Genomic DNA, 14,464 nt, shown 5'->3' with positions numbered 1-14,464 from the left:
ATAGGGGCGGAAAATGAAAAAGCCACCCGAGGGTGGCTTTTTCGTACAGGCAGATCAGGCGCTATCAGTAAGCCTTGCCAGTCTTGTAGAAGTTCTCGAAGCAGAAGTTGGTTGCTTCGATGTAGCCTTCAGCACCACCGCAGTCGAAACGCTTGCCCTTGAACTTGTAAGCCATCACGCAGCCGTTCTGGGCTTGTTTCATCAGGGCGTCGGTGATCTGGATTTCACCGCCCTTGCCTGGCTCGGTCTGTTCGATCAGGTCGAAGATGTCCGGGGTCAGGATGTAACGGCCGATGATCGCCAGGTTCGACGGTGCATCTTCCGGCTTTGGCTTCTCGACCATGCTGTGTACGCGGTAGATGTCGTCGCGGATCATTTCGCCAGCGATGACGCCGTACTTGCTGGTTTCCTGCGGATCGACTTCCTGGATGGCAATGATCGAGCAGCGGAACTGCTTGTACAGTTTGACCATCTGGGTCAGTACGCCGTCGCCTTCGAGGTTGACGCACAGGTCGTCTGCCAGCACCACGGCGAACGGTTCGTCACCGATCAGCGGGCGGCCGGTCAGGATCGCGTGACCCAGGCCTTTCATTTCGGTCTGACGGGTGTAGGAGAACGAGCACTCGTCCAGCAGCTTGCGAATACCGACCAGGTATTTTTCCTTGTCGGTGCCTTTGATCTGGTTTTCCAGCTCATAGCTGATGTCGAAGTGGTCTTCCAGGGCGCGCTTGCCACGGCCGGTCACGATGGAGATTTCGTTCAGGCCAGCATCCAGAGCTTCTTCGACGCCGTACTGGATCAGTGGCTTGTTTACCACCGGCAGCATTTCTTTGGGCATGGCCTTAGTCGCTGGGAGGAAGCGAGTACCGTAACCGGCTGCTGGGAACAAGCATTTCTTGATCATATAAGTCCTTGAAAGGGCTGTGTGTACGAGTTTCGGCGCAGTCTAATCAGGCGGCGTGCACCTTACAATGCCCCGCACTGGCTAACCGATGTCAACATAGAGAAATAATCTGGCGGATAGTTCAATCCGCACACAGAGGCTGCGCAATCAGCGTAGCCCAAAGATCCAGGAACACCTCATCGACCTGCGCCCGTTCGCCCATTTACCGTTATCATGCTGCCTTTGAACCAGCCAACGAGGCCGCTAGATGTCCGCAGCAAAAATCATCAACGGGTACACCGTCGACAAGGCGAAAGATGGCCAGTGGCATATCACCGCTGCCAACGGCGAAGATGTGTCCGGCCCATTGCCCACCGAAGCAATGGCGATTGAAGTGGCCGCGGTGCTTGATTACACACCTCCTGCACCGAAGCGTCGCGGCAAGGATCAAGACTGATCGGCGACGACGAATCCCGGCCCTGCCTTCGCGCAGGGCTTTTTTTGGGCTGCACACAAAGAAGTGGCCAATCGCTATAACCTTTTCATGCCGGCGCTGTCATAGCGTCTAGCCCCCTCCTCCTCGAAGACGACATTGCCATGATCAACCGCCCCTTCATCAGCTTCCTGCCCCTGATTGCGCTCGCGGCCCTGGCCGGTTGTGCCACCTCACAGACCACCTACCTGAACAACGGTGAACAAGGGTTGAGCATCGACTGCTCCGGCGAAGCCAACTCCTGGGCAAGCTGTTATGAAAAAGCTGACGCGTCCTGTGCTGGAACGGGTTATCGGATCGTCGGGACCGACGGCACACCGGCGCCCAAGGAAGACGACAAGACGCTGGGCGTCGATGTCGGTAACTACAAAACCCGCAGCGTGGTAGTGGTCTGCAAATAGCCTTACATGTGAATTTCGGCGAACTTGATGCCCAGCCCGCGCACGACCTCGATCAGGTCGTCGAGCCGGTTGAAGGACTCGACTTCGTCGTTATCGTCGACCAGGAAGTAACTGCGACCGGCGCTTTTCTTGAAAAACACGATCCACTCCCCCGGATTCGCCGGATTCTGGATCACATGGGTCGCCGCAATGAGCCCTTCCTTGTGTCGCTCCCGCACCTGCTCTCTCTTCATTCACCTCTCCAGAAATGACAATGCCGCCACAGCAACGCTGTGACGGCATCAATGCTGACGGCTGACAGTCTATCAGCCGGAAATACAGGCCGTGGCAGCTTTGCGCACATCCCATGGACGCAGCGGCACATTGGACATCCGCTCGTGCAGCTTGATGCTGCTGCCACCCGAACGATCCTCGATGTCGAATACCGCGGCCGGACCCGATCCCAGTTTGCCCGGAACGATGACCCGAACTTCGTCCTTGTGCCGCTCTACCTGCAAGGCGCCACGGCTATCGGACAGCTTTTCGGCCAGGCACTGAGCATACTCATGGGGTTTCTTGCCGGAAATAACGGCCATGGTGGGCAGCGTTTCATTGATTTCCGAAACGCTTGCGCAACCACCCATTGCCAATGCCAACGGCAGAATCACCACACCCCACTTCATACAAAACCTCCGATAAAGACCCTCCGACAGCACGAATGCCGTTTTTCTCCGAGGCCTGCTGCATTTAACCCACATGGAATCGTGAATATCTGTTTTTAATTGTCAAAGCGGTGCCCGACGGCCGGATAATAACCTGTCCGGGCTGATAAACTGCGCCAATCGACAATGCTATCGTTTTGATTTTGTAGAAAAAGCCCTTCTGGAGGCGCCCATGAAATTCATTCACCAGCGCGAGCACCTCAACGAAGACGACATCGTCGTCATTCAATGCTCGCAAACCTGCAACATCCGCTTGATGAACGACGCCAACTTCCGCAGCTTCAAGAATGGCGGCCGTCACACCTATCACGGCGGTGCTTTCGACACGTTCCCGGCCCGTATCACCGCGCCGAGCACCGGTTTCTGGAACATCACCATCGACACCGTCAACCGCCGCGCGATCAGCGTGACCCGCAAGCCGACCCTGACGCATTCGATCAAGATCATTCGCCGCTCGAGCTCCAAACTCAGCTGAGCGGTTCCGCCAACGCAGACAGGTAAGCATCAACGTGGCCCAAACGACCAAATACGTGATCAAGTACAAACTCAACGGTGAACGCCGCTTCGAGTTCGCCCAACTGGAAAACGGCACGCCGGAAGAAGCCAAGGCCGCACTGGATGCCCTGCACGGCCAGAGCGACGATGTGATCAGCGACATCAGCGTCAGCAAGGCCCTGTAAGACCCGGACGAAATTCGACCGCAAGCGGCGGAGTGTTGCGGCCGGGTGGACGGCCCAGACTGATACCTGAATGTAAGCCAAGGAATCAGCATGTCACCCTCACCCTCACCCGCCTCCCCGCTCGATGCGCTCGACTGGATTGCTCTGGAGCAGCAACTGGACCAGGACGGTTGCGCCGTCATCCGCACGCTGCTGCGCCCGGACACCTGCGATCGGTTGAGTGCGCTTTACCCACAAAGTGAACCGTTTCGATCCCAGGTGATCATGGCCCGCCACGGTTTCGGGCGCGGGGAATACAAATACCTGCGCTATCCGCTTCCCCCCGTGGTGGAACGCCTGCGCAGCGCGCTTTACCCGCGACTCGTGCCGCTGGCCAACCGCTGGCATGAACGAATGGGCCTGCCAGCGCGCTTTCCAGCGCAACACCGCGAATTTCTCGAGCGCTGCCACGCCGCCGGTCAACTGCGGCCTACCCCGCTCTTGCTGCAATACGGCCCGCAGGACTACAACTGTCTGCATCAGGATCTGTACGGCGAGCATGTCTTTCCACTGCAAGTGGCGATTCTTCTGTCAGAACCTGGCGAAGACTTCACCGGCGGTGAGTTCGTCATGACCGAACAACGTCCAAGAATGCAGTCCCGCCCGCTGGTGATGGACCTGAGAAAAGGCGACGCGCTGATCTTTGCCGTCAACCAGCGCCCGGTCAAAGGCGTGCGCGGCAACTATCGGGTGACCATGCGCCACGGCGTCAGCCGACTGCACAGTGGAAAACGTCATACTCTGGGCATCATCTTCCACGACGCGACCTGACGATCATGCAAACCACCTTCGATCTGTTCGCCGACATAGAATCCGAGCAGCCCCGGCGCGCCGAACAGATCGGCGAGCAATCCTGGGTGCTGCGCGGCTTTGCCTTGCCACAAATCGAGCAGCTGTTGCCGGCCCTGGAATCGATCATCGCCTGCGCACCGCTGCGCCACATGATGACGCCCGGGGGCTTCAGCATGTCGGTGGCCACCAGCAGTTGCGGCGCACTGGGCTGGATCACCGATCGAAGCGGCTACCGCTATTCATCCGAAGATCCCGTGAGCCATCAACCCTGGCCAGCCATGCCCGAGGTGTTTCGCGAACTGGCCCAGGCCGCAGCGAAACGCGCCGGATTTGCCGACTTCGTACCGGATTCCTGCCTGATCAATCGTTATGTCCCAGGCGCAAAGATGTCGTTGCATCAGGACAAAGACGAAACCGCCTACGAAGCGCCGATCGTTTCCCTGTCATTGGGCTTGCCGGCAACGTTCCTGTTCGGCGGTTTCGCGCGTGGCGACAGGAGCCAGAAGATTTCGCTGCTGCACGGCGATATGGTGATCTGGGGCGGCGTCGACCGACTGCGCTATCACGGCATTCTGCCGATCAAGCCTGGCCGGCACCCGCGCCTGGGCGAACAGCGTTTCAACCTGACGTTTCGCACCGCTGGATAATCCTGCAAAGTTTGACCGCAAGGGTCGGAGTGTTCCGGCCGGTGGCACTGGTTAACCTGAAATTCAACAGGTCAACGGACTCTCCATCATGAAAACGCTTTCCACCTCGCTGAACACTGAAGACGATCCACGCTGGGCCGCTGTCGTCGCACGCGACCCTCGGGCGGACGGCCAGTTTGTCTATGCCGTGAAAACCACCGGCATCTATTGCCGCCCCAGCAGCCTGGCGCGCTTGCCGAAACCGCAGAACGTCGAGTTCTTCGACACCGCCGAAGACGCCGAGGCTGCGGGCTATCGCCCCAGCAAACGGGCGGGCAAGGATCAGACCGAAGTCGCCGCGCAACACGCTGCGACCGTCGCGGCAGCCTGTCGCCAGATCGAAGCATCGGACAGTCTGCCGGCGCTCAACGATCTCGCCGAGACCGCCGGCCTGAGCGCCTTCCATTTTCATCGCGTGTTCAAAGCCGCAACGGGCCTGACGCCCAAAGGTTACGCCGCCGCGCATCGCTCGCGCCGGGTTCGTCAGCGCCTGGCAGACGGCGGCACGGTGACCGAGGCGCTGTATGACGCCGGCTTCAATTCCAACAGCCGTTTCTACGAGGCGGCCGATCAGGTGCTGGGCATGAAACCCGGCGACTTCCGGGCTGCCGGTCAGAACAACGACATCCGCTTCGCCGTCGGCCAGTGCTCGCTCGGCGCCATTCTGGTGGCACAGAGCGAGCGCGGGATCTGCGCGATTCTGCTAGGGGACGATCCGCACCAATTGGTGTGCGACCTGCAGGACCAGTTTCGCCGGGCCAACCTGATCGGCGCCGATGCCGAGTTCGAACAACTGATCGCACGCGTCGTCGGCTTCATCGAAGCGCCTGCCATCGGCCTGGATTTGCCGCTGGATGTGCGCGGCACGGCGTTTCAGGAACGGGTGTGGCAGGCGCTGCGGGAAATACCGGTCGGCAGCACCGCCAGCTACGCGGACATCGCCTTGCGGATCGGCTCGCCAAAAGCCGTGCGCGCAGTGGCTCAGGCTTGCGGCGCCAACAGCCTCGCGGTGGCCATTCCGTGCCACCGCGTGGTGCGCAGCGACGGCAATCTCAGTGGCTACCGCTGGGGCGTGGAGCGCAAGCGTGAGTTGTTGCTGCGCGAAACGCCGGCTTAACGCAGGCCGATATAAATCGCCACCGATTCGGGGCCGGTATAGGCCTCGAAGTCGGTGGCGTATCGACGCTCGATCTGCGGATTGGCTTCAAAGTGCTGCCAGATCCGGCTCCAGGTCTCGATGACCGCTCCCGGCAGCGGGCCGCGCCCTTCGAACACCAGATAATTGCCGCTTTCGATCCGGATCGTCTCGAGGTCTGCCGACGGCTCGGCCACCGCCACCCCGGCGGTGACATCGAATGCCCCGGAGGCATCCGACTCGTAAGCCGAATACACGCCATACACGGACGACTCGGTCAGTTTGCCGGGAATCACCTCGGCCAGCCCCTTGGCAAAAAACTGTCCCCACATCGGACCGATCTGCGCGGTTTCAGGGTTGTGTTCGGCTGCGTTGGTGGTGCGCACGCGCAGGCCGGAAACCGTGAATGAATCGACGTATTGCTGTGGTAAATCCATCGAAAACGCCACTCCATTAGCTCGAAGTGCGGCCCGGGCGGGCCGCGGTGGCGCTAATGTGTCAGCGATTGACGTCGACCACAACCCGCCCGCGCAACTGACCGGCGAGCAACTTCGGCGCCGCTTCGAGGGCTTCGCCGAGGCCGATTTCATGGCTGATCAGTGGCAACAGCGCGAAATCCAGATCCTTCGCCAGACGATCCCAGGCCTCGATGCGGCGCGCCTTGGGCTGGGTCACGCTGTTGATCCCGGCCAGCGTCACGCAGCGCAAAATGAACGGCGCCACGGATGCCGGAAAATCCATGCCCTGAGCCAGACCGCACGCGGCCACGGTGCCTTCGGCCCGGGTGCTGGCGCAGGCATTGGCCAGCGTGTGGCTGCCGACCGAATCGATGACGCCCGCCCAGCGCTCCTTGGCCAGCGGCTTGCCGGGTTCGGACAGGGTGGCGCGATCAATGATTTCGTCGGCGCCCAGTTGTTTCAGGTATTCGTGTTCCGACACCCGACCGGTCGAAGCGACCACGCGGTAGCCCAGCTTGCTCAACAACGCGATGGCAAAACTGCCGACGCCGCCATTGGCCCCCGTCACCAGCACTTCGCCCTGTTGCGGGGTCACGCCGTTGCGCTCCAGCGCCATGACGCACAGCATCGCCGTATAGCCGGCCGTGCCGATGGCCATGGCTTGCGCGGCGGTGAATGCCTTGGGCAGCGGAATCAGCCAGTCACCGTTCAATCGCGCCTTCTGCGCCAGACCGCCCCAGTGGCTTTCACCGACGCCCCAGCCGTTGAGCAGAACCGCATCGCCGACCTTGTAGTCCGGGTGCGAACTGACTTCAACGGTGCCCGCCAGATCGATCCCCGGCACCATCGGAAACTTGCGCACCACCGGGCTGCTGCCGGTGATCGCCAGGCCGTCCTTGAAGTTCAGCGTGCTGTACGCGACGCGAACCGTCACATCGCCCTCCGGCAACTGCTCGTCGTTGATCTCCTGCAGGTTGGCGCGATAACCGCTGTCGTCTTTGTCGATCAAAATGCCTTTGAACATGACTGCCTCTCACGGGTGGAATTCAGGATGTCGAGGGACTGGAATAGCACACTGCAACATTTTGCCCCACTTGACCTTTAGCCAATCGGGCCCGAACGCCGAGCCAGCGCCGGCTGTTCAAGCTACAAATCTGTGCTGGTCATGGGGGTGGCTTTGCGTTAAAAAACCGGCTGCTACCGTCCCTGCCCTGTTTTGTCGTCGGAGAAGCTATTTTATGAGCCAATGGCCTGATACCCGCATTCTTGACCTGTTCGGCATCGAACTGCCGATCATCCAGGGCCCCATGGCCGGTGCCACCAACTCATCCATGGTCATCGCAGCGTGCAACGCCGGTGGCCTGGGTTCGATGCCGGCCGCGATGCTGACCATCGAGCAACTGCGCGAAGAACTGAAGACCATTCGCCAGGGCACAAACAAGCCGTTCAACGTCAACTTCTTCTGCCATCAACCGCCTGCCCCCGATGAGCAAAAGGCCCGCGACTGGAAAAACCTGCTGGAACCCTACTATCGCGAACTGGGTGTCGATTTCGATGCGCCGACGCCGGTGTCCAACCGCGCGCCCTTCGATGCGGCCGCCTGCGAAGTGCTGGAAGAGTTTCGCCCTGAAGTGGTGAGCTTCCACTTCGGCCTGCCGGAAAAATCCCTGCTGGATCGGGTCAAGGCCACCGGCGCGAAAATCATCTCGTCGGCAACCACCGTCGACGAGGCGATCTGGCTGGAGCAGAACGGTTGCGACGCGATCATCGCCATGGGTTACGAGGCCGGTGGCCATCGCGGGATGTTCCTCAGCGCTGACCTGAGCAGTCAGGTCGGTACGTTTGCCCTGGTGCCGCAAGTGGTCGACGCGGTGAATGTGCCGGTGATCGCTGCCGGTGCGATTGCCGATGCGCGCGGCGTGGCGGCAGCGTTCCTGCTCGGTGCTTCGGCGGTTCAGGTCGGGACGGCATATCTGTTTACTCCTGAAGCGAAAGTCAGTGCCTCTCACCACAAGGCCTTGCGCACCGCCAAGGAAAGCGAGACGGCGGTGACCAACCTGTTTACCGGGCGCCCGGCGCGGGGGATTCTCAATCGGGTGATGCGGGAGCTGGGCCCGATGTCGGACAAGGCCCCTGCCTTTCCGCTGGCGGGCGGTGCCTTGATGCCGTTGCGCGCGAAGGGTGAAGCGGAGTTCAGCAACCTCTGGGCCGGCCAGGCGTTCACGCTCGGCAAAGATCTCGGCACCGCTGAACTGACCCGGCAACTGGCTGAAGGCGCACTGGCAAAACTGACGCGATGATGAACTCGAACGGGTGAGGAGCGTGGCGCCCTCACCCGGTTTCAAAGCAGTGCTTTCCGTTTGGCGGCATTTCGCTATATATTTCGCTATATAGCGTTTCACCCCCTCGCATCGGCGCAGTCTACCTATCCAATAACAACTGCCCACTGCACTTGCCACCCACGGAGCCGTTACATGATCAATCGTGCCTCACGTTTTGCCCCTGCCCTGCTCGCGGTATTCGCCATCGGCGCCGCTCAGGCCGACGAAGTGCAAGTCGCTGTCGCGGCCAACTTCACCGCGCCGATCCAGGCGATTGCCGCCGATTTCGAAAAAGACACCGGGCACAAACTGGTCGCAGCCTATGGCGCTACCGGCCAGTTCTACACCCAGATCAAAAACGGCGCGCCGTTCGAAGTGTTCCTCTCGGCCGATGACACCACCCCGGAAAAACTCGAGAAAGAAGGCGACACCGTCAAGGGTTCGCGCTTCACCTACGCCATCGGCACCCTGGCGCTGTGGTCGGCCAAGGAAGGTTACGTCGATGCCAAAGGCGACGTCCTGAAGAAAAACGAGTACCAGCACCTGTCCATCGCCAACCCGAAAGCCGCCCCTTATGGTCTGGCAGCCACCCAGGTGCTGGAAAAACTGAAACTGACTGAAGCTACCAAAGCCAAAATCGTCGAAGGCCAGAACATCACCCAGGCCTACCAGTTCGTATCCACCGGCAACGCCGAGCTGGGCTTCGTCGCGCTGTCGCAGATCTACAAGGACGGCAAGGTCAGCAGCGGTTCGGCGTGGATCGTTCCGGCGAGCATGCACGACCCGATCAAGCAAGACGCGGTGATCCTCAACAAGGGCAAGGACAACGCCGCTGCCAAGGCGCTGGTTGATTACCTCAAAGGCCCGAAAGCCGCTGCGGTCATCAAGTCCTACGGTTATCAGCTGTAAATGTCGCTGACGAGTGCCGATTTCGCGGCGATCTGGCTGACCCTGAAACTGGCGTCCCTGACCACCGCGATCCTGCTGGTCGTCGGCACCCCGATTGCCCTGTGGTTGTCGCGCAGCCGTTCCTGGCTGCGCGGCCCCATCGGCGCGATTGTCGCGTTGCCGCTGGTGTTGCCACCGACGGTCATCGGTTTCTATCTGCTGTTGGCCCTCGGCCCCAATGGCTTCATTGGGCATTTCACCCAATGGCTGGGGCTTGGCACCTTGACGTTCAGCTTCACCGGCCTGGTGATCGGTTCGGTGCTCTATTCCATGCCGTTCGTGGTGCAGCCGTTGCAAAACGCCTTCTCCGCGATCGGTACTCGCCCACTGGAAGTGGCCGCGACCTTGCGCGCCAATCCCTGGGACACTTTTTTCAGCGTGATTCTGCCCCTGGCCCGTCCCGGCTTCATCACTGCGGCAATCCTCGGCTTCGCCCACACCGTCGGCGAATTCGGTGTGGTGCTGATGATCGGCGGGAATATTCCTGACAAGACCCGGGTGGTTTCCGTACAAATCTACGACCACGTCGAAGCCATGGAGTACGCGCAGGCGCACTGGCTGGCCGGGGCGATGCTGGTGTTTTCGTTTCTGGTGTTGCTGGCGCTGTATTCCAGCCGCAAGACCCGCGCGGGCTGGAGCTGATCGATGATTGATGCACGTCTGAAACTGGCCTGGTCGGGCTTCAGCCTCGATGTCGATCTGCAGATGCCCGGTCGCGGCGTGACCGCGCTGTTCGGTCAGTCCGGCTCGGGCAAGACCACATGCCTGCGCTGCATCGCCGGGCTCGAACGCGCGCCGCAAGCCTTTATCCGCATCAATGACGAGGTCTGGCAGGACAGCGAAAAAGGCATTTTCGTGCCGCCGCACAAACGCGCGCTCGGCTATGTCTTCCAGGAAGCCAGCCTGTTTCCGCACCTGTCGGTGCTGGCCAATCTGCAATTCGGCCTCAAGCGCATTCCCAAGGCGCATCGCCGGGTCGACATGACCCAAGCCACCGAACTGCTGGGCATTGGCCATTTACTGGATCGTCACCCGCAGCATCTGTCCGGTGGCGAGCGTCAGCGTGTCGGCATCGCCCGCGCGCTGTTGACCAGCCCCAGACTGCTGCTGATGGATGAGCCGTTGGCGGCCCTCGACAGTCAGCGCAAAAGCGAAATCCTGCCCTACCTGCAACGCCTGCACGACGAACTGGAAATCCCGGTGCTGTATGTCAGCCACGCTCAGGACGAAGTGGCCAGGCTCGCCGACCACCTGGTGCTGCTCAGCGACGGCAAAGCGCTGGCCAGCGGTCCGATTGGCGAAACCCTGGCGCGGCTCGACCTGCCCCTGGCCATGGACAACGACGCCGGCGTGATCATCGAAGGCCAAGTCAGCGGCTACGATGCCGACTATCAATTGCTCACCCTGCAACTGCCGGACTCGTCACTGAGCATTCGCGTAACCCACGCGCCGATGACGACGGGCCAGCGACTGCGGTGCAAGGTGCACGCGCGCGACATCAGCCTGACCCTGCAAAACAGCGAGTTCAGCAGCATTCTCAATCGCCTGCCGGTCACGGTCGTCAGCGAACAGCCGGCCGATAACGCCGCCCACGTGCTCATTCGCCTCGATGCCGGCGGGACACCGTTGCTGGCGCGCATCACTCGCTATTCACGGGATCAGCTCGGCGTGCATCCGGGCCAGTCGTTGTGGGCGCAGATCAAGGCTGTCGCGGTACTGGCGTAAATCCGCGGGCACGACCGTCACGACGCGCGGTCAATGGCTTTAACAGCCTGATTTGCCGCGAAGGAAGTCCGCCATGCCCGATACTGCGCTCACCGAGGTGTTGCCTTCGGATCTGCATTACGTCGATGACACGCAGCCCGGTATCACCCGCAAAAAACTGCGCGGAAAATTCGCCTACTTCGACCCCGCAGGCCTACGCATCACCGATCCTGATGAGATCAAACGCATCAATGCACTGGCCGTTCCACCGGCCTACGTCGACGTGTGGATCTGCGCCGACCCGCGCGGCCATCTGCAAGCCACCGGCCGCGATGCCCGTGGGCGCAAGCAATATCGCTATCACGCGCGCTGGCGCGAAGTGCGCGACGCGGACAAGTATTCGCGTCTTCGTGAATTCGGCCTGGCGCTGCCCAAGCTGCGTAAACAGCTGGAAGCGCTGCTGGCATCGCCGGGCTTCAGCCGCGACAAAGTCATGGCAACCGTCATCACGCTGCTCGACGCCACCCTGATCCGCGTCGGCAACACGCAATACGCGCGGGACAATCGCTCCTACGGCCTGACCACCCTGCGCAGCCGGCATGTCGAGGTCAACGGCAGCGCGATCCTGTTCCAGTTTCGCGGCAAAAGCGGCATCGAACATCAGATCACGGTGAAGGACCGGCGCCTGGCGCGGATCATCAAGCGCTGCCTGGAAATTCCGGGGCAGAACCTGTTTCAGTATCTGGATGAAAATGGCGAGCGGCACACCGTCAGCTCTTCTGACGTCAACACCTACCTGCAAACCCTGACCGGCGCTGACTTCACCGCGAAGGATTACCGAACCTGGGCCGGCAGCGCCCTGGCTTTGGCGGTTCTGCGGGAGCTGCAATGGGAATCCGAGACCGAGGCCAAACGGCATGTGGTCGAAATGGTGAAGGGCGTCGCCCGCCAACTGGGCAACACGCCGGCGGTCTGCCGCAAGTGCTACATCCACCCGGCAGTGGTCGAGCACTTCATGCTCGGCGCCTTGGCCGAGTTGCCGAAACCGCGCATCCGCAAGGGCCTGCGCAAGGAAGAAGTCGCGCTGGCGCTGTTCCTTGAGCGGATGGTCGAGCAGGCAAACACGCCTTGAAGCCTTCGGCCGTCTCGACTAGGCTACGCCCTCCTACCTCCCCGGGACGACCGCAGAAGTGAACAACTAAGCCTTCAAAAATGTAATCGCGACACGCCGTTCATGGCGCTTGTCAGTGTTCACGACATTTTCTGGAGGTGCCGATGACTCACGTCTCGCGTACGCCTGCTCTCGTCTCCCTGAATCAACTGGGTTTTCAGTTCGCCAATGGCGAGACGATTTTCACTGCACTCAATCTGAAATTCGATCACACCCCGACCGCCATTGTCGGGCGCAACGGCGTTGGCAAAAGCGTACTGGCGCGCTTGATCGCCGGACTCTGGCAACCCACCAGCGGCAGCGTGACGCGAGCCGTGGCGACAAACTACGTGGCGCAAACCTTTGTCGCGGCACCCGGCGAGACGGTCGCCGAGACCACCGGCAGCGCCGCGATTCTTCAGGCGCTGGAGCGAATGAACCGGGGCTGCGGATCAGTCGAGGATTTCGACCTCATTGGTGAACAATGGGATCTGGCGGACCGTTTGCGGCGCTTGCTTGATGACGCCGGCCTGACAGAAGTTGCCTTCACCGATCACACCGGGAACCTCAGTGGCGGCCAGCAAGCGCGCATCGCCCTGATTGGCGCGTTTTTGAGTCAGGCTCCGTTGCTGGTCCTCGATGAGCCGACCAACCATCTGGATGCATCGGGACATCAATGGCTGATGAACTCGCTGGAACGCTGGCACACCGGTTTGATCGTCGTCAGCCATGATCGGCAACTGCTCGACCGGATGCAGCGGATCGTCGAGTTGAGCGCTTCGGGGGCTATCGAATTCGGTGGCAATTATTCGGCATTCCGCGAGCATCAGCGAATCCACCAAGCCGCGGCGCAGGCACGTCTCGACCACGCCAGAAGCGAACGCCAGCGCGAGCGAATTCGGCTACGGCGCGAGCACGACACCATACAGCGCCACGCCGCCAACTCGCGACGCAACGCCGAAACCGCCAACATTGCCAGTTTCGAATACGTGGCGATCAAGGGCGCTGCCCGGGAAATCATGGGGCATGTCCGTCAGGGTCATCAGGCACGCAAGTCCGAACTGGATGCCCAGGTGCGCGATGCTTACGCCAAGGTGCAACCCGAGGACAGCGTGCTGATCAACCTGCCCGGAAGCGCGGTGCCGAACAACCGTCAGATCTGCACGCTGATCGACGCTCGGCTGCCCTGGCTGTCAAACGGCGCACTGAGCCTTACTATCCACGGCCCGATGCGGATTGCTGTCAGCGGGCCCAACGGCTGTGGCAAATCAACCCTGTTGAAAGTGCTCGCCGGGGAACTGGCACCCGTCGATGGAGCCGCCACGACTCACGTGCCCTTCGCATTCCTGGATCAGCAACTGGCGCAACTGGACGATCAGCGTTCCATCACCGAACAGTTGATGATGCAAGGGGCGGCGCTGACCGAAGGCACCCTGCGCAGCTATCTCGCCCACCTGCAGCTGGATGCTAGCCGCGCCACGGCTCCCTGCGCTTCGTTGAGCGGTGGCGAGCGCCTGAAAGCCGCGCTGGCGCTGGCCTTGTGGCGAGCGGATCCTGCGCAGTTGTTGCTGCTGGATGAACCGACCAATCATCTGGATCTGCCTTCGGTGGAAGCGTTCGAACAAGCGTTGCAGTCATTTCCGGGCGCCATTGTCGCCGTTTCCCACGATCAGGACTTCCTTAAGGCGTTGAATCCGACTCACCACTTGCGCTGGCACCCATCAGGCTGGCAACTGCACCCGACGAACTGACCTGTGTATTTTTTGCACGATTGGTCAGGGCTTCTATAGTTGATCTGGTACGAATCAGCCGCGGTGACGCCATGGAAGACATATTCGTCGTGAAGCGCTGCAACAAGATCGTCATCCACGGCCGGCGCGCCGGAGAAACTCTCCATGAGCCCGCCGAAGCCCTGGGCTGGTATCGCATCTGCGATACACGAACCGGCGGTTTCATCGGCGATGGCTACGACCGGGAAGAAGACGCCCGCAAGGAATGTCACCGGCTCAACGCCGCCAGCTCGCGAGTGACCGCCCCCGAGTCGTCGGGCTGATAGCTGTGATTTACGGGTCT

The 14,464-nt window shown here is 61.0% G+C and carries 19 protein-coding genes; 14 read left to right on the top strand and 5 right to left on the bottom strand.

All coding sequences use genetic code 11. The features are described 5' to 3' along the window. Positions 1–64: 64 nt before the first annotated feature. Positions 65–904, bottom strand: a complete 840-nt coding sequence (gene galU, locus AC1RT4_RS04365) for a UTP--glucose-1-phosphate uridylyltransferase GalU (RefSeq protein WP_007958937.1) — start codon at positions 902–904, stop codon at positions 65–67. A gap of 247 nt (positions 905–1,151) precedes the next feature. Between galU and AC1RT4_RS04360 the strand changes: the two genes are divergently transcribed. Both AC1RT4_RS04360 and AC1RT4_RS04355 read left to right on the top strand, forming a co-directional pair. Beyond that, positions 1,152–1,340, top strand: coding sequence for a hypothetical protein (locus AC1RT4_RS04360; protein WP_192561193.1), 189 nt, complete (start codon positions 1,152–1,154; stop codon positions 1,338–1,340). A 140-nt stretch (positions 1,341–1,480) separates the two neighbouring features. After that, positions 1,481–1,777, top strand: coding sequence for a hypothetical protein (locus tag AC1RT4_RS04355; RefSeq protein WP_007958935.1), 297 nt, complete (start codon positions 1,481–1,483; stop codon positions 1,775–1,777). Positions 1,778–1,779: 2 nt separating this feature from the next. On the opposite strand, the gene AC1RT4_RS04350 is transcribed toward AC1RT4_RS04355, so the two are convergent. Then, entirely contained in the window at positions 1,780–2,010 is a 231-nt protein-coding gene (locus AC1RT4_RS04350) for a hypothetical protein (RefSeq protein ID WP_011334337.1), read from the bottom strand. 72 nt (positions 2,011–2,082) lie between these two features. Next, positions 2,083–2,439, bottom strand: a complete 357-nt coding sequence (locus tag AC1RT4_RS04345) for a hypothetical protein (protein WP_493083765.1) — start codon at positions 2,437–2,439, stop codon at positions 2,083–2,085. A 211-nt stretch (positions 2,440–2,650) separates the two neighbouring features. Between AC1RT4_RS04345 and AC1RT4_RS04340 the strand changes: the two genes are divergently transcribed. From AC1RT4_RS04340 to ada, 5 genes are all read left to right on the top strand, one after another. Further along, complete coding sequence (locus AC1RT4_RS04340; RefSeq protein ID WP_007958929.1) at positions 2,651–2,953, top strand: DUF1883 domain-containing protein; 303 nt, start codon at positions 2,651–2,653, stop codon at positions 2,951–2,953. A gap of 34 nt (positions 2,954–2,987) precedes the next feature. Next, positions 2,988–3,158, top strand: coding sequence for a hypothetical protein (locus tag AC1RT4_RS04335; protein WP_007958927.1), 171 nt, complete (start codon positions 2,988–2,990; stop codon positions 3,156–3,158). 90 nt (positions 3,159–3,248) lie between these two features. Next, the gene (locus AC1RT4_RS04330; RefSeq protein WP_493083763.1) at positions 3,249–3,968 is read left to right on the top strand and encodes a 2OG-Fe(II) oxygenase; all 720 of its coding nucleotides are present in this window, start codon (positions 3,249–3,251) and stop codon (positions 3,966–3,968) included. A 5-nt stretch (positions 3,969–3,973) separates the two neighbouring features. Next, the gene (gene alkB, locus AC1RT4_RS04325) at positions 3,974–4,636 is read left to right on the top strand and encodes a DNA oxidative demethylase AlkB (protein ID WP_493083761.1); all 663 of its coding nucleotides are present in this window, start codon (positions 3,974–3,976) and stop codon (positions 4,634–4,636) included. A gap of 88 nt (positions 4,637–4,724) precedes the next feature. Beyond that, complete coding sequence (ada, locus tag AC1RT4_RS04320; protein WP_493083759.1) at positions 4,725–5,792, top strand: bifunctional DNA-binding transcriptional regulator/O6-methylguanine-DNA methyltransferase Ada; 1,068 nt, start codon at positions 4,725–4,727, stop codon at positions 5,790–5,792. Here the strand turns inward: ada and AC1RT4_RS04315 are convergent. Beyond that, positions 5,789–6,247, bottom strand: a complete 459-nt coding sequence (locus AC1RT4_RS04315; protein ID WP_493083757.1) for a GyrI-like domain-containing protein — start codon at positions 6,245–6,247, stop codon at positions 5,789–5,791. The two genes, ada and AC1RT4_RS04315, sit on opposite strands and share 4 nt — an antisense overlap. Before the next feature lie 61 nt (positions 6,248–6,308). Then, positions 6,309–7,292: an acrylyl-CoA reductase (NADPH) gene (acuI, locus tag AC1RT4_RS04310; protein ID WP_493083755.1), complete on the bottom strand. Its 984-nt coding sequence runs from the start codon at positions 7,290–7,292 to the stop codon at positions 6,309–6,311. 214 nt (positions 7,293–7,506) lie between these two features. Here acuI and AC1RT4_RS04305 point away from each other — a divergent pair, with 214 nt between their 5' ends. The 7 genes from AC1RT4_RS04305 to AC1RT4_RS04275 all read left to right on the top strand — a co-directional run bounded on the left by AC1RT4_RS04305 (position 7,507) and on the right by AC1RT4_RS04275 (position 14,444). Further along, the gene (locus AC1RT4_RS04305) at positions 7,507–8,568 is read left to right on the top strand and encodes an NAD(P)H-dependent flavin oxidoreductase (protein ID WP_493083753.1); all 1,062 of its coding nucleotides are present in this window, start codon (positions 7,507–7,509) and stop codon (positions 8,566–8,568) included. 174 nt (positions 8,569–8,742) lie between these two features. Next, positions 8,743–9,498 carry a molybdate ABC transporter substrate-binding protein gene (gene modA, locus AC1RT4_RS04300; RefSeq protein WP_102688025.1) on the top strand — a complete coding sequence of 252 codons (756 nt, stop codon included), beginning with the start codon at positions 8,743–8,745 and terminating at the stop codon, positions 9,496–9,498. Beyond that, positions 9,499–10,179 (top strand): molybdate ABC transporter permease subunit, encoded by a 681-nt coding sequence (gene modB / locus AC1RT4_RS04295; RefSeq protein WP_007958914.1) that lies wholly within the window; start codon positions 9,499–9,501, stop codon positions 10,177–10,179. A gap of 3 nt (positions 10,180–10,182) precedes the next feature. Beyond that, positions 10,183–11,262: a molybdenum ABC transporter ATP-binding protein gene (gene modC / locus AC1RT4_RS04290; RefSeq protein WP_493083751.1), complete on the top strand. Its 1,080-nt coding sequence runs from the start codon at positions 10,183–10,185 to the stop codon at positions 11,260–11,262. 73 nt (positions 11,263–11,335) lie between these two features. After that, positions 11,336–12,373, top strand: coding sequence for a DNA topoisomerase IB (locus AC1RT4_RS04285; RefSeq protein ID WP_493083749.1), 1,038 nt, complete (start codon positions 11,336–11,338; stop codon positions 12,371–12,373). A 143-nt stretch (positions 12,374–12,516) separates the two neighbouring features. Continuing rightward, positions 12,517–14,142: an ABC-F family ATP-binding cassette domain-containing protein gene (locus AC1RT4_RS04280; RefSeq protein ID WP_493083747.1), complete on the top strand. Its 1,626-nt coding sequence runs from the start codon at positions 12,517–12,519 to the stop codon at positions 14,140–14,142. Positions 14,143–14,213: 71 nt separating this feature from the next. After that, complete coding sequence (locus AC1RT4_RS04275) at positions 14,214–14,444, top strand: hypothetical protein (protein ID WP_007958903.1); 231 nt, start codon at positions 14,214–14,216, stop codon at positions 14,442–14,444. Positions 14,445–14,464: the final 20 nt, after the last annotated feature.

This window comes from Pseudomonas sp. GW821-FHT11D10, assembly GCF_058808435.1.
Note: the sequence above shows the minus strand (reverse complement) of the source record. Positions and strands in the feature narration are given on the sequence as shown.

What these genes read in the sequence shown, in the direction of transcription:
- galU (WP_007958937.1), bottom strand. Translation starts at nt 904, where the DNA reads ATGATCAAGAAATGCTTGTTCCCAGCAGCCGGTTACGGTACTCGCTTC.
- AC1RT4_RS04360 (WP_192561193.1), top strand. Translation starts at nt 1,152, where the DNA reads ATGTCCGCAGCAAAAATCATCAACGGGTACACCGTCGACAAGGCGAAA.
- AC1RT4_RS04355 (WP_007958935.1), top strand. Translation starts at nt 1,481, where the DNA reads ATGATCAACCGCCCCTTCATCAGCTTCCTGCCCCTGATTGCGCTCGCG.
- AC1RT4_RS04350 (WP_011334337.1), bottom strand. Translation starts at nt 2,010, where the DNA reads ATGAAGAGAGAGCAGGTGCGGGAGCGACACAAGGAAGGGCTCATTGCG.
- AC1RT4_RS04345 (WP_493083765.1), bottom strand. Translation starts at nt 2,439, where the DNA reads ATGAAGTGGGGTGTGGTGATTCTGCCGTTGGCATTGGCAATGGGTGGT.
- AC1RT4_RS04340 (WP_007958929.1), top strand. Translation starts at nt 2,651, where the DNA reads ATGAAATTCATTCACCAGCGCGAGCACCTCAACGAAGACGACATCGTC.
- AC1RT4_RS04330 (WP_493083763.1), top strand. Translation starts at nt 3,249, where the DNA reads ATGTCACCCTCACCCTCACCCGCCTCCCCGCTCGATGCGCTCGACTGG.
- alkB (WP_493083761.1), top strand. Translation starts at nt 3,974, where the DNA reads ATGCAAACCACCTTCGATCTGTTCGCCGACATAGAATCCGAGCAGCCC.
- ada (WP_493083759.1), top strand. Translation starts at nt 4,725, where the DNA reads ATGAAAACGCTTTCCACCTCGCTGAACACTGAAGACGATCCACGCTGG.
- AC1RT4_RS04315 (WP_493083757.1), bottom strand. Translation starts at nt 6,247, where the DNA reads ATGGATTTACCACAGCAATACGTCGATTCATTCACGGTTTCCGGCCTG.
- acuI (WP_493083755.1), bottom strand. Translation starts at nt 7,292, where the DNA reads ATGTTCAAAGGCATTTTGATCGACAAAGACGACAGCGGTTATCGCGCC.
- AC1RT4_RS04305 (WP_493083753.1), top strand. Translation starts at nt 7,507, where the DNA reads ATGAGCCAATGGCCTGATACCCGCATTCTTGACCTGTTCGGCATCGAA.
- modA (WP_102688025.1), top strand. Translation starts at nt 8,743, where the DNA reads ATGATCAATCGTGCCTCACGTTTTGCCCCTGCCCTGCTCGCGGTATTC.
- modB (WP_007958914.1), top strand. Translation starts at nt 9,499, where the DNA reads ATGTCGCTGACGAGTGCCGATTTCGCGGCGATCTGGCTGACCCTGAAA.
- modC (WP_493083751.1), top strand. Translation starts at nt 10,183, where the DNA reads ATGATTGATGCACGTCTGAAACTGGCCTGGTCGGGCTTCAGCCTCGAT.
- AC1RT4_RS04285 (WP_493083749.1), top strand. Translation starts at nt 11,336, where the DNA reads ATGCCCGATACTGCGCTCACCGAGGTGTTGCCTTCGGATCTGCATTAC.
- AC1RT4_RS04280 (WP_493083747.1), top strand. Translation starts at nt 12,517, where the DNA reads ATGACTCACGTCTCGCGTACGCCTGCTCTCGTCTCCCTGAATCAACTG.
- AC1RT4_RS04275 (WP_007958903.1), top strand. Translation starts at nt 14,214, where the DNA reads ATGGAAGACATATTCGTCGTGAAGCGCTGCAACAAGATCGTCATCCAC.